This window comes from Sulfitobacter pontiacus (assembly GCF_040790665.1).
GTDB lineage: Bacteria > Pseudomonadota > Alphaproteobacteria > Rhodobacterales > Rhodobacteraceae > Sulfitobacter > Sulfitobacter pontiacus.
The window spans coordinates 2,965,412-2,991,377 of sequence record NZ_CP160849.1; the positions used below are offsets into that span (position 1 = coordinate 2,965,412).

Annotated in this window: 23 protein-coding genes; 7 read left to right on the top strand and 16 right to left on the bottom strand. The window is 61.2% G+C overall.

Annotation, left to right across the window (positions count from 1 at the left end):
- The 5 genes from AB1495_RS14655 to AB1495_RS14675 form a co-directional block, all read right to left on the bottom strand.
- On the bottom strand, positions 1-786 hold the full coding sequence (locus tag AB1495_RS14655; protein ID WP_005853799.1) for a ScpA family protein: 786 nt from the start codon (positions 784-786) through the stop codon (positions 1-3).
- Entirely contained in the window at positions 779-1,783 is a 1,005-nt protein-coding gene (nagZ, locus tag AB1495_RS14660) for a beta-N-acetylhexosaminidase (RefSeq protein WP_074634820.1), read from the bottom strand. The genes AB1495_RS14655 and nagZ overlap by 8 nt, the downstream gene beginning before the upstream one ends.
- On the bottom strand, positions 1,783-2,787 hold the full coding sequence (locus AB1495_RS14665) for an SPOR domain-containing protein (protein WP_244268830.1): 1,005 nt from the start codon (positions 2,785-2,787) through the stop codon (positions 1,783-1,785). The genes nagZ and AB1495_RS14665 overlap by 1 nt, the downstream gene beginning before the upstream one ends.
- 75 nt (positions 2,788-2,862) lie before the next feature.
- Entirely contained in the window at positions 2,863-4,605 is a 1,743-nt protein-coding gene (gene argS / locus AB1495_RS14670) for an arginine--tRNA ligase (protein WP_074634818.1), read from the bottom strand.
- 63 nt (positions 4,606-4,668) lie between these two features.
- On the bottom strand, positions 4,669-5,811 hold the full coding sequence (locus AB1495_RS14675) for a deoxyguanosinetriphosphate triphosphohydrolase (RefSeq protein WP_074634817.1): 1,143 nt from the start codon (positions 5,809-5,811) through the stop codon (positions 4,669-4,671).
- An 84-nt stretch (positions 5,812-5,895) separates the two neighbouring features.
- Between AB1495_RS14675 and AB1495_RS14680 the strand changes: the two genes are divergently transcribed.
- Positions 5,896-6,219: an iron-sulfur cluster assembly accessory protein gene (locus AB1495_RS14680; protein ID WP_009824761.1), complete on the top strand. Its 324-nt coding sequence runs from the start codon at positions 5,896-5,898 to the stop codon at positions 6,217-6,219.
- Positions 6,220-6,302: 83 nt separating this feature from the next.
- Here the strand turns inward: AB1495_RS14680 and AB1495_RS14685 are convergent, their stop codons facing one another.
- Complete coding sequence (locus AB1495_RS14685) at positions 6,303-7,394, bottom strand: hypothetical protein (RefSeq protein ID WP_074634816.1); 1,092 nt, start codon at positions 7,392-7,394, stop codon at positions 6,303-6,305.
- 55 nt (positions 7,395-7,449) lie between these two features.
- A complete protein-coding gene (locus AB1495_RS14690; RefSeq protein WP_074634815.1) occupies positions 7,450-7,680 on the bottom strand; it encodes a hypothetical protein in 231 nt (76 codons plus the stop codon).
- Positions 7,681-8,029: 349 nt separating this feature from the next.
- On the opposite strand from AB1495_RS14690, the gene xth reads away from it, so the two are divergent.
- Entirely contained in the window at positions 8,030-8,812 is a 783-nt protein-coding gene (gene xth / locus AB1495_RS14695) for an exodeoxyribonuclease III (RefSeq protein ID WP_074634814.1), read from the top strand.
- Positions 8,813-8,838: 26 nt separating this feature from the next.
- Here xth and AB1495_RS14700 read toward each other — a convergent pair whose 3' ends face one another.
- From AB1495_RS14700 to AB1495_RS14715, 4 genes are all read right to left on the bottom strand, one after another.
- Positions 8,839-9,423 (bottom strand): HNH endonuclease, encoded by a 585-nt coding sequence (locus tag AB1495_RS14700; protein ID WP_005853809.1) that lies wholly within the window; start codon positions 9,421-9,423, stop codon positions 8,839-8,841.
- A 213-nt stretch (positions 9,424-9,636) separates the two neighbouring features.
- Positions 9,637-10,302, bottom strand: a complete 666-nt coding sequence (locus tag AB1495_RS14705; protein WP_005853810.1) for an alpha/beta hydrolase — start codon at positions 10,300-10,302, stop codon at positions 9,637-9,639.
- On the bottom strand, positions 10,299-10,931 hold the full coding sequence (locus AB1495_RS14710) for a DNA-3-methyladenine glycosylase (RefSeq protein WP_074634813.1): 633 nt from the start codon (positions 10,929-10,931) through the stop codon (positions 10,299-10,301). The genes AB1495_RS14705 and AB1495_RS14710 overlap by 4 nt, the downstream gene beginning before the upstream one ends.
- Complete coding sequence (locus AB1495_RS14715; protein WP_074635190.1) at positions 10,928-11,686, bottom strand: precorrin-6A/cobalt-precorrin-6A reductase; 759 nt, start codon at positions 11,684-11,686, stop codon at positions 10,928-10,930. Before AB1495_RS14715 ends, AB1495_RS14710 begins: the two co-directional genes overlap by 4 nt.
- Positions 11,687-11,761: 75 nt before the next feature.
- On the opposite strand from AB1495_RS14715, the gene AB1495_RS14720 reads away from it, so the two are divergent.
- Positions 11,762-12,985: an MFS transporter gene (locus AB1495_RS14720; RefSeq protein WP_009824766.1), complete on the top strand. Its 1,224-nt coding sequence runs from the start codon at positions 11,762-11,764 to the stop codon at positions 12,983-12,985.
- 2 nt (positions 12,986-12,987) lie between these two features.
- Here the strand turns inward: AB1495_RS14720 and AB1495_RS14725 are convergent, their stop codons facing one another.
- The 3 genes from AB1495_RS14725 to cysS all read right to left on the bottom strand — a co-directional run bounded on the left by AB1495_RS14725 (position 12,988) and on the right by cysS (position 16,992).
- Entirely contained in the window at positions 12,988-13,755 is a 768-nt protein-coding gene (locus AB1495_RS14725) for a squalene/phytoene synthase family protein (protein ID WP_074634812.1), read from the bottom strand.
- Positions 13,756-13,760: 5 nt separating this feature from the next.
- Positions 13,761-15,377, bottom strand: a complete 1,617-nt coding sequence (gene cimA / locus AB1495_RS14730) for a citramalate synthase (protein WP_074634811.1) — start codon at positions 15,375-15,377, stop codon at positions 13,761-13,763.
- Between the two features lie 172 nt (positions 15,378-15,549).
- A complete protein-coding gene (gene cysS / locus AB1495_RS14735; RefSeq protein ID WP_074634810.1) occupies positions 15,550-16,992 on the bottom strand; it encodes a cysteine--tRNA ligase in 1,443 nt (480 codons plus the stop codon).
- Between the two features lie 225 nt (positions 16,993-17,217).
- Here cysS and AB1495_RS14740 point away from each other — a divergent pair, with 225 nt between their 5' ends.
- The gene (locus AB1495_RS14740) at positions 17,218-18,396 is read left to right on the top strand and encodes a pyridoxal phosphate-dependent aminotransferase (RefSeq protein WP_074634809.1); all 1,179 of its coding nucleotides are present in this window, start codon (positions 17,218-17,220) and stop codon (positions 18,394-18,396) included.
- A gap of 151 nt (positions 18,397-18,547) precedes the next feature.
- Here the strand turns inward: AB1495_RS14740 and AB1495_RS14745 are convergent, their stop codons facing one another.
- On the bottom strand, positions 18,548-19,156 hold the full coding sequence (locus AB1495_RS14745) for an outer membrane protein (protein WP_074634808.1): 609 nt from the start codon (positions 19,154-19,156) through the stop codon (positions 18,548-18,550).
- Positions 19,157-19,527: 371 nt separating this feature from the next.
- Here AB1495_RS14745 and AB1495_RS14750 point away from each other — a divergent pair, with 371 nt between their 5' ends.
- Together AB1495_RS14750 and AB1495_RS14755 are read left to right on the top strand one after the other, a co-directional pair.
- A complete protein-coding gene (locus tag AB1495_RS14750) occupies positions 19,528-20,892 on the top strand; it encodes a phosphatidylserine/phosphatidylglycerophosphate/cardiolipin synthase family protein (protein WP_074634807.1) in 1,365 nt (454 codons plus the stop codon).
- Positions 20,889-21,596 carry an endonuclease/exonuclease/phosphatase family protein gene (locus AB1495_RS14755; protein ID WP_083350861.1) on the top strand — a complete coding sequence of 236 codons (708 nt, stop codon included), beginning with the start codon at positions 20,889-20,891 and terminating at the stop codon, positions 21,594-21,596. The genes AB1495_RS14750 and AB1495_RS14755 overlap by 4 nt, the downstream gene beginning before the upstream one ends.
- 99 nt (positions 21,597-21,695) lie before the next feature.
- Here the strand turns inward: AB1495_RS14755 and AB1495_RS14760 are convergent, their stop codons facing one another.
- Positions 21,696-25,112 carry an indolepyruvate ferredoxin oxidoreductase family protein gene (locus AB1495_RS14760; protein ID WP_074634806.1) on the bottom strand — a complete coding sequence of 1,139 codons (3,417 nt, stop codon included), beginning with the start codon at positions 25,110-25,112 and terminating at the stop codon, positions 21,696-21,698.
- 118 nt (positions 25,113-25,230) lie between these two features.
- Between AB1495_RS14760 and AB1495_RS14765 the strand changes: the two genes are divergently transcribed.
- Complete coding sequence (locus AB1495_RS14765; RefSeq protein WP_074634805.1) at positions 25,231-25,701, top strand: Lrp/AsnC family transcriptional regulator; 471 nt, start codon at positions 25,231-25,233, stop codon at positions 25,699-25,701.
- Positions 25,702-25,966: the final 265 nt, after the last annotated feature.

Genomic DNA, 25,966 nt, shown 5'->3' on the forward strand with positions numbered 1-25,966 from the left:
TCAGATATCCTTCTTGCGCAACTGGATCGGGGCAAACACGCCCTCTTGGCGAATTTCCAGATGCCCTTCCTTTACCAATTCAAGCGACGCCGCAAACGTCGATGCCGTGGCCGAGCGGCGCATTGCCGGTTCTTCGCCCCATCCGTCGGGCATGTAGCTGGTCAGGTCAGACCAATCACCAGAAAAGCCAATCAAGCCGCGCATGCGTTCCAGTGCCTGCTCCATCGTAAAGACCTTGTCACGGTCCATCACGAAGGGGCGGAAATCGTCGCGGGTGCGGATACGCGCGTAGCCCTGCATCAGGTCCAGCAAGGTCGCGGTATAGGTCACGCGGCGGGTCTGGCGCATTTCCTGCGTCTGGCCGCGGGCAAAGAAGTCGCGCCCCAACTGGTCGCGGGCCATCAGCTGGGCCGCCACGTCGCGCATCGCTTGCAGACGTTCAAGCTGGAACGCCAGATGCGCGGCCAGTTCCTCGCCCGAGGGGCCATCGTCCTGCGGATCAGGCGGCAGCAGCAGGCGGGATTTCAGAAAGGCGAGCCACGCAGCCATGACCAGATAATCCGCCGCAAGCTCAAGCCGCAGCGCCTTGGCCTTGTCCACGAACATCAGATATTGGCGTGCCAGTTGCAGCACAGATATCTTGCGCAGGTCGACCTTCTGGGTGCGGCTGAGGGTCAGCAACAGGTCCAACGGGCCCTCGAACCCGTCGACATCCACGATCAGCGCCTCGGCCGCGAGCCGTTCAGCAACTTTCGTTTGCCCGTCTTCCAACTGCGTTTCAGCCATATACCGTCCCGCCCAAAAGCCTGTCGAGCTTTGCAGTCAGGGCAGGAATGTCAACATCATCAGGCGTCCGGCGCATGGCAAGGGCGCGCACGGCCCGTGTTTGCGCGGCCTCGGACATCTCTCCGGCAGCATCGGCAACACGGGTGCGATCCTCAAGCGTGGCGTTGCAGTACAACACCACATCACAGCCTGCGGCCAACGCTCCGGCGGCGATGGCATCCACCTCGCCCGCCAGTGCTTTCATCGAGATGTCATCCGTCATGATCAGGTTATCAAAGCCGATATCCTCGCGGATCAACCGCATCATCACGGGCGACAGCGTGGCAGGGCGCGGATCAATCGCGTCATAGACCAGATGCGCCGTCATTCCCATCGGCAGGTCGTTCAACGCCTTGAACGGGGCGAAATCATGGGTGTCCAACGCGGCACGCGGCGCATCAACCTGCGGCAAGTCGAAATGACTATCCATGGTGGCGCGCCCATGTCCGGGCATATGTTTGACCACGGGCAAGACGCCCCCCGCCAGCATTCCGTCAGCCGCCGCACGGCCCAAAGCCGCCACCGCATCGGGCGTCGTGCCGTAACAGCGGTTGCGTAAAAATGCGTGGGTTTGCGCCCCCGCGACATCGACCATCGGCGCGCAATTGCTGTCGATGCCCACGCGGTGCAGCTCGTCCGCGATCAGTCGAAAGCGCAGATACATCGCCTCTGCCGCGTTGGGGCCTGCTGCCTGCACGAAGTCCAGCGGTGCCGTCCAGTCACGCCAATGTGGAGCGCGCAAACGCTGCACCCGCCCGCCTTCTTGATCCACGGTGATCACAGCCTCGTGGCCCGCCGCCTCGCGCAGTTCATCACACAGCGCGCGGACCTGATCCGGCGTGTCGATATTGCGCGCAAAGAGAATGAACCCAAAGGGCTTTACGGCGCGAAACAACGCCTTTTCCTGCGCCGTCAGCCGAAGCCCCGACGCGTCCAGTATCGTCGCCCCGTATCGCATCAGCGTGTAACGACGGGAATGCAGTCGGTGTTTTCAGCAACCAGCGCCGAACAGAAGCGTCGCGCATCCGCGATGTCCGAGAACCCATGCGCGCGCAAACGGTAGAAGGTGCGCCCGCCGCTGCTGGCCTCTTGGATGATGCGGTCCTTGCCTTCCATATAGGCCCCGAAACGCGCGTTCAGACGGACCCATTGCGCACGTGCGATCTGCGGTGAATCGAATGCGCCAAGCTGCACCAGACGCGTCCCTGTCGGCAGGCTGTCGGGCGAAAGCTCTTTCACTTCGGCGGCGGCAACCGGTGCGGGTTCAAACGACGCTTTGGTCGCCACGGCACGGCCACCGGGGCGCGTTTGAGGACGCAAGGAGGCGCGCACGCCCGGCTCTTCGCCCATGGCAACGGCCACCGCGTTCGACACCGCCATCTCAAGCGGATCGACATCCATCGTGGCACTTGCGTTCATCGGCTCTGGCACGGCGGTGCCGTCTTCTTCGTCTTCCAGTGGTTCCACCCCATCGGTGAGAGAGGCGACAAGATCGTCCACATCGCCGTTTTTCAACGCCTCTGCCACGTCAGCCGCAGGCGAAGATTGCGTTGGTGCCTGTTGCGCAGGTGCAACCATCGCGACGGGAATGGGCTGGTCTTCTTCTTCCAGATCCAGTGGCTTCGGGGCCAAAATCAGCTGTTCCGCGAATTGGTTCGCCGTCCCTTCAGAGGCCACGGCATTGACCGACAGACCCTGATTGTCCGCCAGTTGGCCGCCCGGATTTTCGGGCCGCACGCGCATATCGCCCTGGGCCGCACGCACCACCGGAATGCCGGTAACATCGCGCACCAACAGCTTGTAGCCCCAGACCCCGATGCCGACGATCAAGGTGATGGAAAGCGCCGCGCCTGCGAAATTTGCAAACTTGGTCAAGGGTTTGGCCGCAACTTGCGGTGCCAACCCTGCGTCATGTTCAAAGGAGTACCCCCCACCCTGGGAGGAGGACGTGTAATCTGCCATTTCTGCCTCACTGCCCGCGTCAGATATCACCCGCGCGGGTCTGTTTTTTGAACCTGCCTGACCAGCATTGGTGCGTTATCGCATCTCTTCCGCTGGCTTGACCCCAAGAATACCAAGACCTGACGCAATTACAATCGCTGCGGCTTGGGCCAGCGCGATTTTTGACTGGGACAGGGCCGCATCATCCTGCAGGAAACGCAGTTCAGGCACGTCGTTGCCGCGGTTCCACAGGCCGTGGAAATCGCCCGCCAGCTCGTAGAGATAAAAGGCGATCCGGTGCGGTTCGTTGCTGCGCGCCGCGGTCTCTACCATCCGGGGCCATTCGGCCAGCTTTTGCGCCAGTTTCAACTCTGCTTCGTGGTCAAGCTGGCTCAGGTCGGCACGCTGCAAGGTTTCCATATCCGTGGCAACACCCGCCTCTGCCGCCTTGCGCAGGACAGAGTGCACACGCGCATGGGCATATTGCACGTAGAACACCGGATTCTCGCGCGACTGTTCCAGCACCTTGGCAAAGTCAAAGTCCAGCATCGCGTCATTCTTGCGGGTCAGCATGACAAAACGCGTCACATCAGGGCCCACCTGATCAACCACATCGCGCAGGGTGACAAATGTCCCTGCCCGTTTGGACATCTTGAATTCCTTGCCGTTCTTGAACAGCTTGACCAGCTGCGTCAGCTTGATGTCGAGCGGCACCGACCCCTCGGACAGCGCCGAAACAGCGGCTTTCATCCGTTTGACATAGCCGCCGTGATCCGCGCCAAAGACGTCGATCAGCATGTCAAAGCCACGCTGCACCTTGTCATAGTGATAGGCGATATCGGGCGCGAAATAGGTCCAGCCGCCGTCGGACTTCATCACCGGACGGTCAACGTCATCGCCATGGGCGGTGGATTTGAACAGGGTCTGCTCGCGCGGCTCCCAGTCCTCGGGCTTCTTGCCTTTTGGCGGCTCAAGCACGCCCTCATAGATCAGCCCCTTGGCTTTCAGATCATCAATCGCGGATTCAATCCGGCCCGTGCCATAAAGCGACTTTTCAGAATAAAATACATCCATCTCCACCCCGAGAGAGGCGAGATCATCGCGGATCAGCTTCATCATCTCGTCGGTGGCAAAGTTGCGCACCTCTTCAAGCCAAACGGATTCATCGGCGTCGATATAGGCGTCGCCCACCTTGTCTTTCAGCGCGGCCCCCACATCCTTCAGATAGTCGCCGGGGTATGTGCCTTCGGGAAAGGCGACCTCTTGGCCGTGCGCCTCCAGATAGCGCAGATAGACAGAGCGCGCCAAAACATCGACCTGCGCGCCGCCGTCGTTAATGTAATATTCACGCGTGACATCGAAACCCGCGAAATCCAGCAAGGACGCCAGCGCATCGCCAAAGACCGCACCGCGGGTGTGCCCTACATGCAGCGGCCCCGTCGGGTTGGCCGAGACATATTCGACGTTGACCCGTTTGCCCTGCCCCAGATCGCCGCGGCCAAAGTCTGTGCCCTGCCCCAGAACGGCACCGACAACGCCCTGCCAAACCGCAGCACTCAGCCGCAGGTTCAAGAACCCCGGGCCCGCCACATCCGCCGCCGTGATCCGTGGATCCTCGGCCAGTTTTTCGGCCAGTTTCTCGGCGATATCGCGCGGTTTCATACGGGCCGGTTTCGCCAGCACCATCGCGGCATTGGTCGCCATATCCCCATGCGCCGCATCGCGCGGCGGCTCTACGGTGATGGCGTCAAAGCTCAGCCCCTCGGGCAGAAACCCGTCGGCAACCAGCGTATCAAGGGTGGACAGCACGAGGCTGCGGATATCGGCAAATAGGTTCATAACGGGGTTCCTTCGACTTGGCCCCGTGTATCACCTGAATATGCGCCCATAATCAAGGGCGGTTCAGCCTTTAACGATCAACCGCTCATGTTCCTGCAAGGCAAAGCGATCTGTCATCCCCGAGATATAGTCGCTGACGATCCGCGCAAGCGCCGTATCGCCGTCCGCGTCCTCTACATCCTTGCGCCATTGCTTGGGCAATTGGTCCGTATGCGCGCAGAAATAGGGGAACAGATCCTCGACCACCTGCGTGACCTGCTTGCGCATGATCACCACGGATGGCGCGCGGTACATGCGGTCGAACAGAAAGGCGCGGATGACCTTGAGATCCTGGAAAACCGGATCGGAGAACTGGATCAACGTGCGCCCGGCCATGCGAATATCGGTGGCGGTTTCGGGCTTCATCTCGGCCAGACGGTGCCGCGCGACGCTGATCACGTCCTCCACCAGTACGCCAAAGAAACGGCGCAGCGCTTCGTGACGGCGGCGATAGTAGTTCAGACCGGGATACAGCCTGTCCACTTCGGCGAAATTCTGCTTCAGGATCGGCAGTTCGGCCAGCTCGTCCGTCGAGAACAGCTCGGCCCGCAGACCGTCATGCAGGTCGTGGTGGTTATAGGCCACATCATCGGCAATCGCCGCCACCTGCGCCTCGGCACTGGCGAATGTCTCCAGCTCAAGATCATGCTGACACTCATAGGCCGCAAGCGCCCACGGCAGCTCTCCCGTCACCGGCCCGTTATGTTTGGCCAACCCCTCCAGCGTGTCCCAAGTCAGGTTCAGCCCGTCAAAATCCGCGTAATGCCGCTCCAGATGGGTGACGATGCGGATGGCTTGGGCGTTGTGGTCAAACCCGCCATAGGGGGCCATCAAGGCTTCCAGCGCGTCCTCGCCCGTGTGACCAAAGGGCGGATGCCCCAGATCATGGGCCAGGGCGACCGCCTCTGTCAGCTCGGCATTCAGACCCAACGCACCGGCGATCGTGCGTGCCACCTGCGCCACCTCGATCGAATGGGTCAGCCGCGTGCGATAGTAATCGCCCTCATGTTCGATAAAGACCTGCGTCTTGTGCTTGAGCCGCCGGAAGGCGCTGGCGTGGATGATCCGGTCGCGGTCCCGCTGAAAGCAGGAACGAAAGGTGCTTTCCTCTTCCGGTATCAACCGTCCCCGGGTCAATGCCGGATCAGAGGCAAAAGAAGCGCGCATAGTCGGTGGTCCTTGTGGCCTGTCCTGCGGGTTTCTATATTGTAAGACAACACAGATGGAAACCGATCACACCGGAGCCCGAAAATGAACCTGCCCCCCCAAGTTACCCCGCGCGCCTTTGACCGCCTTGCCGAAATCGGTGCCGCCGCAGAGGGCAAAGCCCTACGCGTCGCAGTAGAGGGCGGCGGCTGCTCCGGCTTTCAGTACGACATCGCGCTGGATGATCCCAAAGACGATGACCTGATCCTTGAAGGGGCCGGCCAGAAAGTTGTGGTCGACAGCATCTCCCTGCCCTTTCTTGCCAATGCCGTCATCGACTTTTCCGAGGAATTGATCGGCGCGCGTTTCGTGATCGAAAACCCCAATGCCACCAGCGCCTGCGGCTGCGGCACGTCTTTCTCGATGTAACGCCCGCCCGATACACGAGCCCGCTTCATTTTGCCGAAGTAAACTCCCGCCGGAGGCTGGCCTCATGCCCGCATGAGGCCATTCTAGTGCCGTCGCTGCACCATAGAAGCCACTGCCGGGATCGGTGCCCGCGCAAACCGCGCGAAAAACGCTTCAAATTGCGGGCAGGACGCCTCTGCTCCGGTCAGTATCTCTTGCGCCTCAGGGTCCAGCGCTCTCATGACCCGTCCACGCATAAGCGACCACTGCGCTTGCCGCGTCTCTCCCATGTCAAAAAGCGCCGCCGACAGCGCCTGCAGCGCCCCGTTTGGCGGGGTATACCGGATGGCCACTGCCCCTTGTGGCACCGGTTGGCAGAATGCCGCCCCTCCGGACATGTGCGCGGCCCAGCCGCTCACCAGATAGGCGTGATACCCGTCCACCGGTCCGCCCCCCTGCTGCGGTACGATCCGGCAGGCACGCGCAGCGGACTGAACCGCATCCTCCCACAGTGCAGGTGCCGCAGCGCCTGCAAACCGTAGCGCGGCACAAATCTCGGCCAGCAGATCCATATCCTGATCAAGATACGCCAGAATACCGGCAAAATTCAGGCCTCTGATCGCTGTCGCCGGCAGTTGGGGGTCGCGCTGACCGTAGTCGGACAGATAAAAAACGATATGTGCCAGCTCATAGGATGCTTTCTTGTTGGGCAGCGCAAAGGTTTCGGATCGCGTGAAAAACCGGCGCAAGCGTGACTGCAGAGCGTCATCGCGCGGCACGGACATCCGACGCGCCAGTAGGCGCTGCGCTTCGGCGCGTTGCAGGTCAGACAGTTCCCCATCCGCCAGCCGCATGCGGGCCACCCAATGCACCAACCGCTCCCCCGCGTCGCCGGGCAAGCCCAGATCCTCAAGGTCCAGCGCGAGGGACAGGAAAAAGCGGTAGTACTGCGGAAAAAAGCGGATCGTCTCTTCGATGTGGTCATAGAAGGATGCATAGGGCACCAGAGCGTCTGGCGGGACAGGCATGTCCGCGCTTGCCAGAATCCCCAGCCATTCCGCGTTTTCCTTCAACCAGAACACATCCCCCGCAAGGCGTCGCTGTACCGCAAACATACGGCTGATCGCGGCGCTATCGGCGTGTTTGCGACCGCTATTGCGCGCACGTACGGATGAAAGCGGTATAACATTCGACATAGGCCCCCCTTGGCAAGAAACCCCTGCGCCGGTTCCAGCGCAGGGTGTGTTTGGATTAGCAGCCGGTGGTAAACAAACCGGTAAGCTCCCCAGTCGCCATGCCGCCTGCCTGCGGTCCCGACTGTAGCCCTGTGGTGAACAGCCCGGTGCCGTGGCCGCAATGGGGGTCTTGCCCTGCACGGATACAGCCGGTGGTATAAAACCCTGTCCCCGCCCCCTGATGGAGCGATGCCGCCCCGGCGTGAACATTCGGGAAAGCAGTTTCGACGTAGGCAATAGCGGTCATGAGTTTTCCTTTTTGACGTGATTTTGAAATCGGCAACTAAACCTCAAGCTGCACTCTCTTCATCAATCACCACCTAAGGGCTTTAACCTAGGCGACAAAAAGATCGCATTTTAACGATGTAAATCATCCACATGCGCTGCGTCTTTGATCCGGTTGAAACCACGCGACGATGCCGTGTTCTCCACAATAGCGACAATTGTAACGGAACGCAGGCAAAGCACCCCGCGGCGGCGCAGGCACTGTCGGCTCACCTTCGAATCGCGGGCGAAACATGCCCAAACCGGTGCAGCCCCCTTGCCCCATATTGCGGTATGCGCGATAGCTGCGGGGACCAATGCAGGGGGCCGCCATGAAAATCGCCACGTTCAACATCAACGGGATCAAAGCGCGGATCGACGCCCTGCCCCAATGGCTCGACGAAGCGCAGCCCGACGTCGCCATTCTGCAAGAGATCAAATCCGTCGACGAAGGCTTCCCGCGCGAGCTGTTCGAGGATCGCGGCTATAACGTCGAGACCCACGGGCAGAAATCATTTAACGGCGTCGCGATCCTGTCAAAGCTCCCGCTTGAGGATGTGACCCGTGGCCTGCCCGGGGACGACAGCGACGAACAGGCGCGCTATATCGAGGCAACGGTCGTGGGCGATCATTCTTCGGTTCGGCTTTGTGGGTTGTATCTGCCCAACGGCAACCCCGCGCCGGGCCCGAAGTACGATTACAAACTGGCGTGGATGCAGCGTCTTGAAGACCGTGCGCGCGCACTCTTGGCCGAGGAAACACCGTTTCTGCTGACGGGCGACTTCAACATCATTCCCCAGGCCGAAGACGCAGCAACGCCGGATGCCTGGCGTGAAGATGCGCTGTTTCGCCCTGAATCCCGCGCCGCCTGGCGACGTCTGCTGGCCCTTGGCCTGACAGAGGCGTTCCGCGCACGGACCCAAGGGCCGGGGCATTACAGCTTTTGGGATTATCAGGCAGGCGCGTGGAACCGCAACAACGGCATCCGTATCGACCATTTCCTGCTGAGCCCTACCATCGCCGACAGCCTGCGCGACTGCCAGATCGACAAGGATGTACGCGGACGCGAGAAACCCTCCGATCACGTGCCCGTCTGGGTGGAGCTTGACCTCTAGCTCGGACGCACAAGCGCGGCCCTAGATCACGCCTGAAGCTCGGCGTCCCAATAAAGAAAATCCATCCAGCTATCATGCAGGTAGTTGGGCGGGAATTTCCGGCCCATATTGCGTAAATCCTCGGCTTGCGGCTGGCGCGGCGGTTTGCGCAGCTGAAACCCGGTCTGGTGCAGCGCCTTGGACCCTTTTTTCAGATTGCACGGGCTACACGCCGCAACAACGTTCTGCCAGCTTGTGATACCGCCCGCCGCACGGGGCACCACGTGGTCAAAGGTCAGATCCCCCCGTGCACCGCAGTACTGGCAGCAGAATTCGTCCCTCAGAAATAAATTAAAGCGCGTGAAGGCCACGCGCTTTTGAGGTTTGACATAATCTTTGAGAACGACCACCGACGGGATGCGAATTTGCATCGACGGGCTGTGAACATAGTCGTCATATTCAGCGACGATATCCACCCGATCCAGCCATTTGGCCTTCACCGCTTCCTGCCAGGGCCACAGCGACAACGGATAGTAGGACAAGGGCCTGTAATCCGCGTTCAGCACAAGGGCCGGTTTGTTTTTCAGCCCTGCCGGGCTTCGGGTGAATTCAGTTCTAAAGTCGCCGTCCATTGTTCGATAGCCCCTTGCCGTTCCGCGTCCGGTCCAGCGGGACAGCCCCGCTGATGCTTTCGACTATATCTCGTGGTTTGCGTCTGACAAGTCGCAAACGGATACAAGATGTCGCAGAATGCGTAAGCTGATTACGTAACAGGCATGTGACGGAAACGGCCAATCCGGCCGGGGCCTTCCTGCGGGTCGCGCATGCGCCCGCAGGGGATGGGATCAAAGACCCAGTTTGTCGCGCATAAAGGCCAGCGCCACGCTCAGCCCGTCGGGGGCGATTCCGTGGCCTGTGCCCTTCATGATATGGGCGAAAACGTCCGTCCATCCGGCCTCTTGCAAGGTTTCGGCGGCCTGCGGCAGGGATTGCGGCGGGACAACATCATCGGCGTCGCCGTGCACCAGCAAGACCGGAGGGCGCACGACCGCTTCGTCTTTCAGGCTCTCGGGAGACAGCAAGCGGCCCGAAAACGCGACAACACCGGCCACGGCATCTTCGCGGCGCGGCGCGACATGCAGCGCCATCATCGTACCTTGGGAAAAGCCAAACAGCACAACCTGTTCGGGCAGCAGATCTTCGTCGACCATCAGCGCATCGAGAAAGGCGTTCAGGTCGTCGACCGCCTGCATCATCCCGCGTTCGGCTTCTTCCTCAGAGGAGTTATCGATCCAGGGGATCGGGAACCACTGGAACCCCATGGGCGCACCGGCACAGGCTTCGGGCGCATCGGGGGCCACGAACAGGGTGTCGGGCAGATGTTCCCCCAACGGGTCGGCAAGCCCCAGCAGATCGGCACCATTCGCGCCATAGCCATGCAGGAACACGACGGCAGACCGCGTTTCCCCCGAGACCGGTTCGCGGCGCTCTGCGTTTAGTACTCGTGTCATGAAATCCCTTCCCGTTGTTTTGCCACGCGGTAGTACGAAAACAGGATGCGGGCTGCAACCGATCGCCAGGGCGACCAGTCCTGCGCCATGTCCGCAAGCTGCTTCGGCTTTGGTCGCTGGGGCAGATCAAACAGGATTTTTGCGGCCTCTTGCAAGGCCAGATCGCCCTGCGGCAGGATATCGGCGCGGCCCAGCGAAAACATCGCATAGATCTGCGCCGTCCACAGCCCCACACCGGGCACCGCGGTCAGCGTCTCGATCACCACGGCATCAGGCGCGTCCCGCAACGCGGTATAGTCGATCCCGGCCTCGGCCAACGCCAACGCATAGCGGATTTTCTGGCGGCTCAGCCCCGCCGCGCGCAGGCCATCCTCGCCCGCGGTGAGTATCGCCGTCTCATGGGTCAGTCCCGCCGCATCCATCTTGGCACGCATGGCATTGGCCGACGCGACAGAGACTTGCTGGCTGATGATCGCCCCGATCAATGCGTCAAACCCGTCCGCACGCAACCGCAGAGGCAAAGGGCCAGTTGCGGCCAAGGCGGTAGCAAACTGCGGCACATGGGCCGCGAGCCACTCCGCCCCTTCAGCGACATCCGCGTCGCCAGTGATAATCCGTCCGATGCTCATCCGGTTTTGCCCCCCTTTGTCAGCGTCTCGACCCAGTGGATCGCCGCATCCGGCGCAGCGCGAACCTGCGCGCCGACGGGGGCCGCCGGACGGTCAATGGCAATCACCCGTAGACCCAATGCGCGCGCTGCGTCCAGTTTGGGGCGGCTTGGCACGCCACCGACGTTGCGCAGGACCAGCGTATCGATCTGCAAGGCGCGAAACAACGCCTCCTCCGCCGCCCGAGTGAAGGGCGGCTGGCCATAGACGGCTTCGGCAAAGGGGGGCAGCTTGGTCCGGGCATGCGCGTTGGTCTGCCGCAGATAAAGCCGCGCGCCTGCGAAGGGGGCGTAATCCTCCACCGTTCCGCGCCCCGTCGCGGCAAAGACCCGTGCTTTGGGTCGGATCATCCGTGCCGCCGCCGCGACCGACGCGGCCCGTTCGACCGGTGCCGCGATGTCCCACATGGGCCGCAGGACACGCAGATAAGGCAGCCCCAACCGCGCGGTGGCGTCATAAGCGATCTGCGAAATATCCGCGTCAAACCCGTGTCCTGCGTCCAGCACCGCGGTAAACCCATGGGCGCGCAGGTAAGCTGCCATCTCATCCACGGTGCGCGGCGACCAGATCTCTGATGGTACGGCCAGCGGGCCAAAGCTGCGCTCCGCCCGCCTTAACACCGCCCTTGCAGAGACGTCAGACCCCGCCAATGCAACAGCGATCTCATGCGCTTCGGCGCTGCCAGCGATCAGCAGAATATGGGGGGCCTGGTTCATGGCGCGACCATCGTTGACCCCGCCGCGGGACGCAAGGCCCTTGCAGCCCCCCAAAGCCCGGTCTACGCATTCACCATGACAGTGATTGATGACACCCGCGCCAAGCGCAACGTCGCCGTGCTGGTGACCGCGCAGGCCTTTCTTGGCAGCCAGATGCCGATGTATTTTGTGGTCGGCGGATTGGCGGGGCAACAGCTGTCGCCGAACGTCTGCCTCGCGACGCTGCCGATCTCTATGATCGTCTTCGGGTCGATGACCACGGCCCCGTGGCTGTCGACGGTGATGCAACGCTTTGGCCGTCGCGCGGGCTTTGTGGCGGGCGCATTTGGCGGGATGACGGGGGCCGCACTTTGCGCCTATGCCCTGACGATCCAGAGCTTCATGACCTTCCTGCTGGGCAGCTATCTGATCGGCATCTACATGTGCTCGCAAGGGTTTTTCCGCTTTGCAGCGACGGACACCGCATCTGACGCGTTCCGGCCCAAGGCGATTTCCTATGTCATGGCGGGCGGGCTGATCTCGGCCATCATCGGGCCGCAGCTGGTAGGGTTTCTGACCGGAGCAAACGGCGATGCGACGATGATGCGGTTTTTCCCGGTCTACCTTGCCGCGATTGCGCTGAACGCTGTGGGCATGGTGCTTTTCGCCTTCCTCAACATCCCCAAGCCGCCGGTGCCGGCCGTGGATGCCCCCAAGGGCCGCACCCGGATGGAGCTTTTGAAGACCCCGCGCATCGCCGTCGCTGTGATCTGCGGGATGGTATCCTATGCGCTGATGAACCTTGTCATGACCTCGACGCCGCTGGCGGTTGTGGGCTGCGGCTATGACATCGTGGATGCGTCCCATGTGGTCACAGGCCACGTTCTGGCGATGTATGCGCCATCGTTTTTCACCGGCCACCTGATCGCGAAATTCGGGGTCGAAAAGATCCTCGGCCTTGGCATCGCGATCCTTGCGGGGGCCGGTGTGGTCGCGCTGCAGGGGGTGGAGCTGAACAACTTCTACATCGCGCTGATCCTGCTGGGGATCGGCTGGAACTTCGGCTTTATCGGCGCGACATCCATGCTGGCCGGTGCCCATGAACCGCACGAGCGTGGCCGCATGCAAGGTCTGAACGATCTGCTGGTCTTTGGCGGGGTGACCTTTGCGTCGCTGTCAAGCGGCGGGCTGATGAACTGCTCGGGCGGCAACCCCGTCGAAGGCTGGGCCGCCGTCAATATCGCGATGATCCCGTTTCTGGTGCTGGCAGGCGGGTCGCTGATCTGGCTGATGCTGCGGCAACGTAGCGCGCGGGTCTAGCGCTACCAACGCCCCGACAAAGCCCGCCACGACAGGGCGAAATCATTCATCGGCGGCAGTTCTGCGGCGCTGACACGCCCGGGGGCGGCGATGGCCGCGCTCAGCACCTTGTCTGCCGCGCCGACGCTATACATCGCCGGTCGCGCCGCTATCGAGATCTTACCACGGTTGGCCCGCGCCTGTCGTAACCGCGCCCGTGCCTTTTGGGCCAGCGCCACAACGCCAGCGTCGGTGCCGTCCAACAACGGGACGCGCCCCTGCTCTACCAGCTGCGGGATTGCGTGCAGCCAAGCCGCCACCCCCGCCCCATAGGCCGCACCGCGCACCGTGGTCTCCTCCGCTGGTCCCAAAGCCCGCGCGGCCACCCACATCAGATGGCCCGCGGTCTGGTCGATATAGGCGTCGAAATGGGCGGCATCTTCAAAGGCGTCGCGGTAGATATCCCACCGCCGCGCGGCGGCCAGCGTGTCCAGCAACACAGCGTCTTCGGGCGAGATAGCCAGTGCAAGGGGCGTCGCAACCTCGTGCCGCCGCACAACGCCACGGTTCGCGATCTCGTCACAGACATCGCGCCACCACTGCAAACGCATCTCGGCGATCATGGTTTCCTGCGTCACCCAGGGCGCGCGCGCCACCTCGATATTAAAGGCATACAGCGGGAACAACACACGGCGTGCGGCCACGGGGGCCGCCATGCTGGCGCGAAAGCGCAGCGGATCGGCACGCTCGATAATTGCCGCGCAGGCGCTTAGATCGGCATCAAATTCCATGGGTCCTATCCCTTGCGGTCGCGGATCAGCTTCCAGCGGATCGCGTCCAACAGCGCTTCGAAAGACGCATCGACGATGTTGGCCGACACACCCACGGTAGACCAACGCCGCCCCTGCCCGTCTTCGCTGTCGATGATCACCCGCGTCACCGCCTCTGTGCCACCTTGCGTGATCCGCACCTTGAAATCCACCAGATGCATATCCTCCAGCAGCGCCGAGTACTGCCCCAGATCCTTGACCAGCGCCTTGCTGAGCGCGTTCACCGGCCCGCGGTCGCAGCCTTCGGCATCCATGCTCTCGCTCACCGACAGACGTTTCTCGCCATCCACCTTCACGACGACAACCGCTTCTGACAGGCTGACCATCTGGTCGTATTTGTTTTTGCGCCGCTCGACGGTCACACGATAGCGTTTTACCTCGAAGAGATCCGGCATCTGCCCCAGAGCCTTCCGCGCTAGCAGCTCAAAGCTGGCCTGAGCGGTGTCATAGCTATAGCCTTCGGCCTCGCGCGCCTTCACCTCGTCAAGGATCTGCCCCAAGGCCGGATCCCCCTTGGCGATGGTCAAGCCCGCACTTTCAAGGCGCCGGCGCAGGTTTGACTGGCCCGCCTGGTTCGACATGGGGATGATGCGCGTGTTGCCGACCAGCGCGGGGTCGATATGTTCATAAGTGGACGGGTCTTTCAGGATCGCGCTGGCATGCAGCCCCGCCTTATGCGCAAAGGCCGACGACCCGACAAAGGCCGCCTGTTTGGTCGGCACCCGGTTCAAGATCTCGTCCAGTGCACGGCTGATCTGGGTAAGGTTCGCCAGACCGTCTAGCGGGATTCCCGTGTCGAAACGGCTGGCATAGGGTTCTTTCAGCAGCAGGATCGGGATCAGCGTGGTCAGGTTGGCATTGCCGCAGCGTTCGCCCAAGCCGTTCAACGTGCCCTGTATCTGCCGCGCGCCCGCGTCAATGGCGGCCAGCGAACAGGCGACCGCGTTTTCGGTGTCGTTATGGGTATGGATGCCCAGATGATCGCCGGGGATGCCTGCGGCGATGACCTCGGCTGTCATACGCCCGACCTCGGCGGGCATGGTGCCGCCATTGGTATCACAAAGCACGATCCACCGCGCGCCAGCCTCATAGGCCGCCTTGATGGCGGTCAGCGCATAATCGGGATTGGCGCGGTAGCCATCAAAAAAATGCTCCGCATCGAACAGCGCCTCGCGGCCCTGCGCCACCAGATGCGCGATAGACTTCGCGATATTATCCGTGTTCTCATCCAGCGTGATCCCGAGCGCTGCCGAGACGTGAAAATCATGGGTCTTTCCCACCAAGCAGACCGTCCGCGTGCCCGCATTCATCACCGCCGCCAGCACATCATCGTTCTGCGCCGACATGCCGTTGCGCTTGGTCATACCAAAGGCCGTCATCTTCGCCCGCGTGGTCGGTGCCGCGTCGAAAAAGGCACTGTCCGTCGGGTTCGCGCCGGGCCAGCCGCCCTCGATGTAGTCCACCCCCAGCGTATCGAGCGCGGTCGCAATCGTGATCTTTTCCGCGGTCGAGAATTGCACCCCTTGGGTCTGCTGCCCGTCGCGCAGCGTGGTGTCATACAGATAAAGGCGTTCGCGGGTCATAGGCTGCGCCCTTTCAGTTGCTCACTCTTGAGGTCGTGCACTTCGCACGACCAGCCCCCGTCCGCCCCCACGGGCGGGGGCTTCGCCCCAACCCTCGGCCGGGGGCTGGTCTGCGTTGTGATATGGGTCATTAAGTGCCGATTTTTCGTGCGCAGACGCGAACAACCATTCATCACGTATCCGCCCATAATCTATCTAGTTTAGTGGCGTCAAAGTTCGGGAGCCGTTCGAAATGCGCTTCCGCACCAGTGTCTTTAACCAATACCCCAGCACCAAGCATCTCATCACGTATTTTATCTGCCAGATTAAAATCTTTGCTTTGCCTAGCAGTTTGACGCCTTTGCAAAAGGTCCTGAATCAACCCTGCCTCAGCATCGCTAAATCCATCAATTCTGGCCCAGTCTGGAATAGTACCGTCGAATAATCCTAGAAATGCCATCGATTGCCTTAGCTGCGAAACATCACCGCCAGTGGATAACGCGTGGCAATTTGTGATGGCATCCGGTGTGTTGAGATCATCTGCCAACGCGGCCAAAGTACCATCGTGTACATCATCGCCAAGTTTCGTAGTCGACAGACCAATTTGACGATACCACTTCCTCAACGTCTTCTCCGCCTCGTCCCGCTTTTTCTCGGTCCAGTCCATCGGCTTGCGGTAATGCGTGCTGAGCATGACGAAACGGATCACCTCTCCCGGAACGCCTTGATCCAGCAGATCGCGCACGGTGAAGAAGTTACCAAGCGACTTGGACATTTTCTTGCCCTCGACCTGCAACATCTCGTTGTGCAGCCAGTAGCGTGCCATCTCGTCGGTGCCATTGGCGCAGCAGCTTTGGGCGATCTCGTCCTCGTGGTGCGGGAATTGCAGGTCCAGACCGCCGCCGTGGATGTCAAAGACGTGCGGTGTGCTCTTCGCCTTGTCCGACAGACGGTCCTGACGCAGGGGCTCTTTCCACAGCAGCTCGTCCGCCATGGCGGAACATTCGATGTGCCAGCCGGGGCGGCCTCGGCCCCAGGGGCTGTCCCACCCCGGCGTCGCGTCGTCAGACGGTTTCCAAAGCACGAAATCCATCGGGTTACGCTTGTAGGGCGCAACCTCGACCCGCGCGCCGGCAATCATATCGTCGATCGACCGGCCCGACAGCGCGCCATAGGCTTTGTAGCTTTCGACTGAAAATAGCACATGCCCCTCGGCGGTATAGGCGTGGCCCTTGGCGATCAGATCTTCGATCATCGCGACCATCTGCGGAATATAGGCGGTGGCGCGTGGCATGTGGTCGGGCTCAAGCGCGCCGACGGCGGCCATATCGTCCAGAAACCACTGGGTTGTCTCGGCGGTGATCTCTCCGATCGACCGCCCGCTTTGCACTGCGCGCGCGTTGATCTTGTCATCCACATCCGTGAAGTTGCGCACATAGGTCACGTGGGCGTCGCCATAGACATGGCGCAGCAACCGGTTGAGCACGTCAAACACGATCACGGGGCGCGCATTGCCCAGATGGGCGCGGTCGTACACCGTGGGCCCACAGACATACATCCGCACGTTTTTATCATCAATCGGGGTGAAATCCTCGCGTTTGCGGGTTTTCGTGTTGTGCAGCTTGATCGTGGTCATGGCGCGTCCTTACGCAAGGATTGCGCGGGCATGGCACAGAAATCTCGGGAAGAAAACGATGTGAGCAAGCCCGCCGGAAGGTCTTAGCAGGTAATACAGCAAATAATGAGTGGCATCATCTTCATGCCGTCTGCGTAGCCCGACCCGCCACTGGCGGTCAAGCCTGATTGACAAATCAACCATGCTCTGCGCCCCTGCGTCTTCAAGTTACGAGGGAGAGACGGCATGCAACTATCATCGCGCATCACAGGGCTGCTTGGCGGCGGATCAGACGGCTGGGGCGTTTTCCTGCGCGCCCGCCAGATGATTGAACAGGGTACGCAGGTGACAGAGCTGACGATTGGCGAACATGACATCCGCACCGCCGCACCGATCCTGCAAGATATGCACCGCGCCGCTTTGGCCGGTCACACCGGATATGCGGCCATCCCCGGCACCACGGGTCTGCGCGATGCCGTGGCCGCGCGGTTGCAGGAACGTACCGGCGTGCCGACGACGCGCGACAATGTGCTGATCACGCCGGGCGGACAAAGCGCGCTGTTTGCCGCGCATATGGCGACCTGCAACCCCGGCGAGACAGCGCTTTATATCGATCCCTATTACGCCACCTACCCCGGTACGATCCGCGGTGTCAGCGCCCTGCCCCATGCGATCGCCGCCCGTGCGGAGGATGCGTTCCAGCCCCGTGCGGACGTGATTGCCGCCGCTGCGAAGCAGACCAACGCGGCGTCGCTGCTGGTGAATTCGCCCAACAACCCCACCGGCGTTGTCTACTCCCGCAAGACACTTGAAGGCATCGCGCAGGTCTGCCGCGATCACGACATGTGGCTGATCTCGGACGAGGTTTACGACACACAAGTCTGGGAGGGCGCGCATCTCTCGCCACGCGCGCTGGACGGGATGGCGGAGCATACTCTGGTCGTAGGGTCGATGTCGAAAAGCCACGCGATGACCGGCTCGCGCTGCGGCTGGATCGTCGGGCCCGTGGATGCGATCGAGCATCTGACCAATCTGGCGACCCACACGACCTATGGCGTGCCCGGGTACATTCAAGACGCGGCGCTGTTCGCGCTGAACCAAGGCACCGGTTTCGAGACAGAGATCGCCGCCCCGTTCCAGCGCCGCCGTCTGCTGGCGCAAGACATTCTTGCGCGACAGAACGCCGTCAGCCTCGTGCCCGCCCAAGGCGCGATGTATCTGATGCTGGATGTGCGCAGCACCGGCATGAGCGGCGAGGATTTCGCCTATGCGCTGCTGGAAAAACACCACATCGCGGTGATGCCCGGCGAAAGCTTCGGGACGGCAGCAGCAGGCCATATCCGCGTCGCGATGACCATCGAGGACACGCGCTTTGCCCAAGCGCTGGCGACAGTATGCGACTTCGCGGAAAGCCTCGCCGCCTGACGAAAACGTCGCGCGACCGCAGCTGCCAACATACGAAAAAGGCCGGAGGATGATCCTCCGGCCTTTTTGACTGGCACATTATTATTTCCTGCCGAGAGCACCGTTATGCGACGCCCTCGGCAGATACACCGCCAGTTGTCAGCGTGTCAGCTTAGAAGCGGTAGGAACCACGGATGTTGAATGTGGTTACGTCCGCGTCGTCACCGGAAACACCGTTTACGTCGTCAAACTTGTGCTCAAGCAGTTCTGCGCCGACGCTGTATTGCTCGGTGATTTTGTAATCCATGCCGATACCGTAGAAGGCACCGTCTTCGTCACCCAAGGATGTGTCGGCACGAGCGTAACCGCCGGTTGCGTAGATCAGAGTGCTACCCAAGTCGTAGCCACCTTTGATTTTCGCACGAGCAACGGAGTCGATGGAACCCTGTGTTACGCCTGCAGCGTCTTCTAGGTCGATGTCTGTCTTGTCGTAGTCAAGCTCACCGCCCAATACGAAGCGACCGAAGTCGTAGTTGTAACCAGCGTGGAAACCGTAGGACCCGTTGTCACCTTCCAGACCGTTGTCGATCTCAGCGTCGGAATAGCCCAGTTGCAGACCGGTGTAGAAGCCTGTCCAGTCGCCACCCAGGTCGGGTGCAGGAACAGGTGCGGTCATCACGGGCTCAACCACTGGCTCTGCCAGGCTACCGGCGTATGTTGCGCCAGCGAATGCTGTGGATGCCAGAACGGCTGCGGATGCAAGTTTCATAGTGCGTTTCATAATCGTAACTCCTCGATCAGTTTGTACCGGAGCGGGCGCTTCCCGCTTCATCGACACAACACGGCAGCTAAGATCTGGTTTCGGGATTTCCCAATCACGGGTTGGTGATCGGTAAATTGTTGCTCAAATGCACGGCGTCTCGGCGGCCCGTCGCCGCTATTAATCCTTTTTACCAAGGCCAAAACGCAGTTCCGCGGAGATGCGCCAAAATCACCCGAAATTAAATTTTCAAGAAGATGGAACAATCTGCGCGTAGGCTGCAGCAGGAATCCCGCGAAAATGCTGCAAAAAGTGGCGTTTACCCCCCTATGTGCTAGGTAGCGATGCGGCGCGGATGACAGCATGTCCGGCATAATCGAGGCGAAACGAGTATGATCAATTTCTTCATTACCCATATAGAGGTCGTTGGCGTCATCCTTTTGACCCTCGGCGTGGCCTTCATCCTGCTTCAGCAGCGCCGCAGCCCACAATCTACTGCCGCTTGGATCCTGTTTCTGGTGGTGATGCCCTATGTCGCCGCGCCCTTGTTCTTGGCGCTTGGCTTTCGCAAACAGGGCAAACGCTACGAGCCTATTATCTTTACCCAAAAAGAAGACCCGCAAACGCCCGTGCATGCTCTGGACGAGATGTTCCAGAGCTTCAACCTGCCCCCCGCGCTGGAAGCACAGCGACTGAACCTGCATGATACACCGCAAACCGCCTATGCCGCCGCGATGGAGGTCATCGAGAGCGCGACACAGACGATTGATGTGCTGTTCTATATCGTCTCGGACGATGACACCGGCAATCACGTGGTCGACGCCCTGACCGAAAAAGCCCGCAACGGCGTCAAGGTGCGCCTGCTGATGGACCGGCTTGGCACCCTGCGCGGCCCCTCCAAGGCGGTCAAGGCGCTGCGCAAGGCCGGCGGCGAGGTGCTGTTCTTTTCGCCGATCCTGCAACTGCCCAGCAGTGGCCACCTGAACCTGCGCAACCATCGCAAGATGATCATCGCCGATCATGCCCGTGCTTTTTCAGGCGGGATGAACATTGGCGAACACTATATGTCAGACCATCCCCACACCGATCACTGGGTTGATCTGGCCTTCACCCTTGAAGGGCAATCGGTACAGACCTTCTGCGATGTCTTCCGCTCGGACTGGGAAGTCGCCTGTGGTGAAGACGTGGATCATATCACAACGCCTGCCCCGACCACTGCGGGCAATGCCACCGTGCAGTTGATACCCTCGGGCCCCGATATTGTCGAAGACCCGCTGCACGACGGGATCATTCGCGCGCTGCATCTGGCGAAAACCCGTATCTGGATCGCCACCCCCTATTTCGTCCCGACCGAGCCGCTGGCCAATGCGCTGCGCATCGCGGCGCTGCGCGGGGTGGATGTGCGTATTCTGGTGCCACAAAAGTCGAACCAGCATATCGCGGACTTCGCCCGTGGCGGCTATCTGCGCGATGCGCATACCGCAGGGGCCAAGGTCAAATACTTTGAACCTGCGATGATCCACGCGAAAGCCGCGCTGATTGATGATGTGGGGCTTGTGGGCACGGCGAATTTCGACGTGCGCAGTATGCTTTTGAACTTTGAGGCGATGTTGTTCGTTTATGATGCACGCAGCGTGTCAACCCTGTCGGACTGGTTCACGGCCCGCGAGGCAGACTGCCACGAGAATATGCCAAGCCCGCATTTGCCCCGCCGTCTGGCCGAGGGCGTCTTTCGCATAGGAGCACCGATCTTGTGACCCAAGCCCCCCTTCGCATCGCCAGCTACAACATGCGCAAGGCCATGGGCACTGACCGCAAACGGGATCCCGCCCGCATCCTGCGCGTGATCCAGACGCTCGCGGCGGATATCGTCGTGCTGCAAGAGGCCGACATGCGCCTTGGCCCCCGCCCCTCGGCGCTGCCCATGGATCAGGTGACGGCGCAGACCGGTTTGATCGCCGTGCCTGTCCCCAGTGAGGTCAGCATCGGCTGGCATGGCAACGCGGTCTTGCTGCGCCCCGAGGCAGAGCTGATCGAGGTCAAACACCTGAACCTGCCGGGGATGGAGCCGCGCGGTGCGATGGTGGTGGATTTCGACCTGCGCGATATCCCGCTGCGCATCATTGCCACCCATCTGGGGCTGATGCGCCGGTCGCGGCGCGCTCAGCTTTCCGCGCTCATCGCCCATCTGGATGCACAGTCCAAACGGCCGACGTTGATCGCGGGCGATATGAATGAATGGTCGCTGAACGTCGGGCTCGGACGTCTGGCGCATCACTTTGACATCTACGCACCGGGTAAAAGCTATCACGCGCGCTTGCCTTTGGCCGCATTGGATCGCATCGCGGTGGACGACGCGCTGCATGTGATTGACGGTGGCGTCTGCGAGACTGACGATGCGCGCCGCGCCTCGGACCACCTGCCCATCTGGCTGGATTTCGCGCGTTCTACAGGTCAGTAGAGCGCGCGAAATCAGCTAAATTATCAGGTGAGACTGCCAGCACAACCTATTGATAATTATAATACAAACGCCACACTTAAACCAATTTATGAAGTACCGTCAGAGCAGTTTCCGCAGCCGCGCCTCCTCTGCGCGCGCCTGTTCGATCGCGGCGTGTTTCACCGGCCCATAGCCCCGAATATCCATCGGCAGTGCCAGCAGCTTTTGCACCGTCTCGACCGTTGTCTCACAGGTCTTGGCGGGCAGCTCTGCCAGCAAGGCTTCATACCAGCGGATCAGCGCCACTTCTTCGCGACGTTCCTGAGTGTAGGAAAACACATCCAGCGCCGTGCCCCGTAGCGGACGCAGCTTTGATAGCGTGGCCAGCACCGGCGCGAACCACGCACCGAACGCGCGCTTGACGGGCCGCCCCCGCGCGTCCTTGCGCAGAGACACGATCGGCGGAGCCATGTGGTAGTTGATCTTGAACCCCGGCTCGAATTCCTGTGCCAGCATCTCGGCGAAGGCAGGATCACTGTGCAGCCGCGCGACCTCGTATTCATCCTTGAACGCCATCAGTTTGAACAGGGCCTTAGCTGCCACCTGCGTCAGCGCGTCGGCATGAGCGGCGGGGACGGCGGCGCTGAACTGCGCAAGCCGGTCGCGGTAGCGCTGCGCGTAGCTGTCGTTTTGATAGGCCCGCAACCGGTCGGCCCGATCCGCGATCAACGCGGCGCAGTCCAGATCGGGCTGTTCGTTCGACGGCAAGGCTAGAGCGTCAGGCGTTTCGGCCATCACGCGGCCCAGATCAAAGGCACGGTGGTTTTTGTCGATGGCCACGCCGTTTAACACAATCGCCTGCCGCAGCGCGCCGTGAGACACGGGCACCAGCCCTTTCTGCCACGCGAAGCCCAGCATGATCATATTGGCGAAAACCGTATCACCCAAAAACCGTTCTGCCATCGCATTGGCATCGAAACCGGCAAGGTTTTCACCCCCCACGGTATCGCGGATCACACTCTCGCGCTGGTCAGTGTGCAGCTGCGCGTCACGGTGCAACACCAGATCGCCCGTGGGCATTTCGGCGAGGTTCAGCACCACCTTGGTCGCGGGCCCGTAGTAGACCGACGCCTGCGCGGCAGAGGAAACGACGATGTCGCAGCCAATCACCGCATCCGCCGCCCCGTGATCAATGCGCACCTGATGGATTGCATTAGGGCGCGCGCCGATCCGGATAAAGCTAAGCACCGTGCCGAACTTCTGCGCGAAGCCGGTGAAATCCAGCACGCTGGCACCCTTGCCCTCCAGATGCGCGGCCATGGTGATCAGCGCCCCGACCGTGATCACGCCGGTGCCGCCCACGCCTGTGACCAACAGATCAAAGGGCGCATCAAGGCTGGGCAGTTCGGGACGCGAGATACCCGCCAGCAGCGCGTCCACGTCGACCTCTGCCCCGGTTTTCTTGCGCCGCACCGCCCCTTCAAGGGTGACGAAGCTGGGGCAGAACCCGTTCAGACACGAGAAATCCTTGTTGCAGCTCGACAGGTTGATCTTGCGCTTGCGGCCCAGATCCGTTTCTAGCGGTTCGATGCTCAGACAGTTGCTTTCAAGCGAGCAATCGCCGCAGCCCTCGCATACAGCGGGGTTGATGAAGGCAAAGCGTTTGGGGTCCTCCATCTGCCCGCGCTTGCGGCGGCGGCGTTTTTCGGTAGCGCAGGTCTGTTCGTAGATCAGCACCGACACGCCTTTGACCTCACGCAGTTCGCGTTGCACAGTGTCCATCTCTTCACGCGGGTGAAAGCTGGTGCCTTGGGGGAAATCGCCGCGGTCGAATTTGTCGATCACATCCGACACCAAGGCGATACGCTGGACCCCTTCAGCACGACAGGCCTGCGCGATCCCGGTCACGCTGATCGGCCCGTCGACGGGTTGGCCCCCGGTCATGGCCACCGCGTCGTTATAGAGGATCTTATAGGCGATATTCGTCCCTGCCGCGACAGCCTGCCGAATGGCAAGCGACCCTGAATGGTACCACGTGCCCTCGCCCAAATTCTGGAACAGATGTTTGCCGCCGTTGAACTTAGAGGCCACCACATGCGGCACACCCTCGCCGCCCATCTGCGCATAGCCACCGGTTTCGCGGTCCATCCACCCCGCCATGACGTGGCAACCGATGCCCGATGCGGCCTGCGACCCCTCGGGCAGCTTGGTCGAGGTGTTATGCGGGCAGCCCGAACAGAAATATGGCGTGCGTTTTGCCCCCGGCACATTCAGCAGGACAGGAGGCTTTTCAGTCAGCGCGCGCGCCTTTTGCGGCAGGTTTTCATCGGGGAAGAACGCGTCCAACCTCTCGGCCACCACGGGCACCAGCGCCAGCGGGCTTAGTTCGCCGGTCCAGGGCAGCAGCGGGTCGCCGGCCGCGCGGTGTTTGCCGACCATGCGACCGGGCTTGTGCCCCGGCCAGTCGTAGAAATATTCCTTCAGCTGGCTTTCGATGATGCCGCGCTTTTCCTCGATCACCAGCACTTCTTCCGTGTCGGCAACAAAGGCCAGCGCATCACGCCGCGCCAAGGGCCAGACCATGCCGACTTTGTAGATATCGATGCCAAGACGGCGGCAGGCGGCTTCGTCCAGACCCAGCAGACGCAGCGCCTCCATCAGATCCAGATGGCCCTTGCCGGTGGTGACGATGCCAAAGGTGGCATTGTCCAGATTGTAGATACGCCTGTCGATCGGGTTGGCCTCGACAAAGGCTTCGACGGCGCTGAGCTTATGTTGCAACCGGGTCTCGATCTCGGGGCTTGGCATGTCCGAGCGGCGCACATGCAGCCCGCCGGGCGGTGGCGTGATCTGGGGCAGCGTAAACGCGCGGTCAGGCTGCAACGCCACCGACTGCCCGCTTTCCACCGTCTCGGAAATCGCTTTGAACCCGACCCATGTGCCGGAAAAACGGCTTAGCGCGAGCCCATAGGCCCCGAACTCCAGAAACTCTCCGACATTCGCGGGATTCAGCGTCGGCATCATCCAGGTCATAAAGGCGACATCCGATTGATGCGGCATGGACGACGACACACAGCCGTGGTCATCCCCCGCCACAACCAGCACGCCCCCCTTGGGCGAAGAGCCATAGGCGTTGCCGTGGCGTAGCGCGTCCCCCGACCGGTCCACCCCCGGCCCCTTGCCGTACCACATGGAGAATACGCCCTCGACCTCGCAATGGGGATCAAGCACAGCCTGCTGCGCCCCCAGAACCGCCGTGGCCCCCAAATCTTCGTTCACCGCGGGCATAAAGGTGATGTTGTTGTCCTTGGTCACATCCCGTGCGCGCCATAGTTCAAGATCGACCGCGCCCAAAGGCGATCCGCGATACCCCGAGATAAACCCCGCGGTGTTCAGCCCCTGCTGCTTATCGCGCCGCGCCTGATCCAACATGATCCGCACCAGCGCTTGGGTGCCGGTCAGAAACACCGTTCCTTCTGTGCGCGCGTAGCGGTCGGATAAGGCATAGGGGTAAAAATCGTGGGTTTCTTTGGTCATGATGGCAATCCTTGGCTGTCTTGACCATCAAACCACGTTTCCGTGAAATATCTGCCCCCTCTTGCGCCTGCACGCGGAATAAACGAATGTTTTATTCAGCATATAGGGGATTGATGAAATGTCTGACCAAATGCGCTTTGACGACCGCGACCGCAAGATACTGGAGCTGTTGCAGCGCGACTGCCGCATCTCGAACGCCGACCTGGCAGAGCGGGCCGGCATGTCCGCCTCCGCCTGCTGGCGGCGGGTGAAAGCGTTCGAGGACGCCGGCGTGATCGAACGCTACCGCGCGGATGTGTCCCCGACCAAAGCGGGCAACAGCTTTCAGGCGCTGGTGCAGGTGCAGCTTGCGCGTCACAATCAGGAAAAGCTGGCCGAGTTCATCAAAGCCATCGCGCATCGTGCCGAGGTGCTGGAATGCTATGCCACCACCGGACAGGCCGACTACCAAATGCGCGTCCTCTGCCGCGACATCGCCGCCTATAACCGCTTTCTCGAAGATTTCCTGTTCCGCCTCCCCGCCGTCGAAAGCGCCCAAACCAACGTGGTCCTGCGCGAGATCAAACGGAATACGAGCGTTCCGATGTAGCGACACCAAACGAAGAAAGGGTGCCCGATGGGGCACCCTGAGTTTCGCCTGACCTTGCTCATCGTTCACCGCTCGTTTGTTTTATGCCTGCGGCAAGGCCAGCGTCAGGGGCAAGCGCACCTGCCCCATGTAGAAAGCCCCGACCGCAAGTGAAACGCCAACCAATTGAAGCCCATAGCAAGAAGTTAAGGCCTTATTTTTAATGATTCTTTTTCGACCCGTAACCAAAAACGGCGGTTTAAGTGTACTTTTGCAAACCAATTAT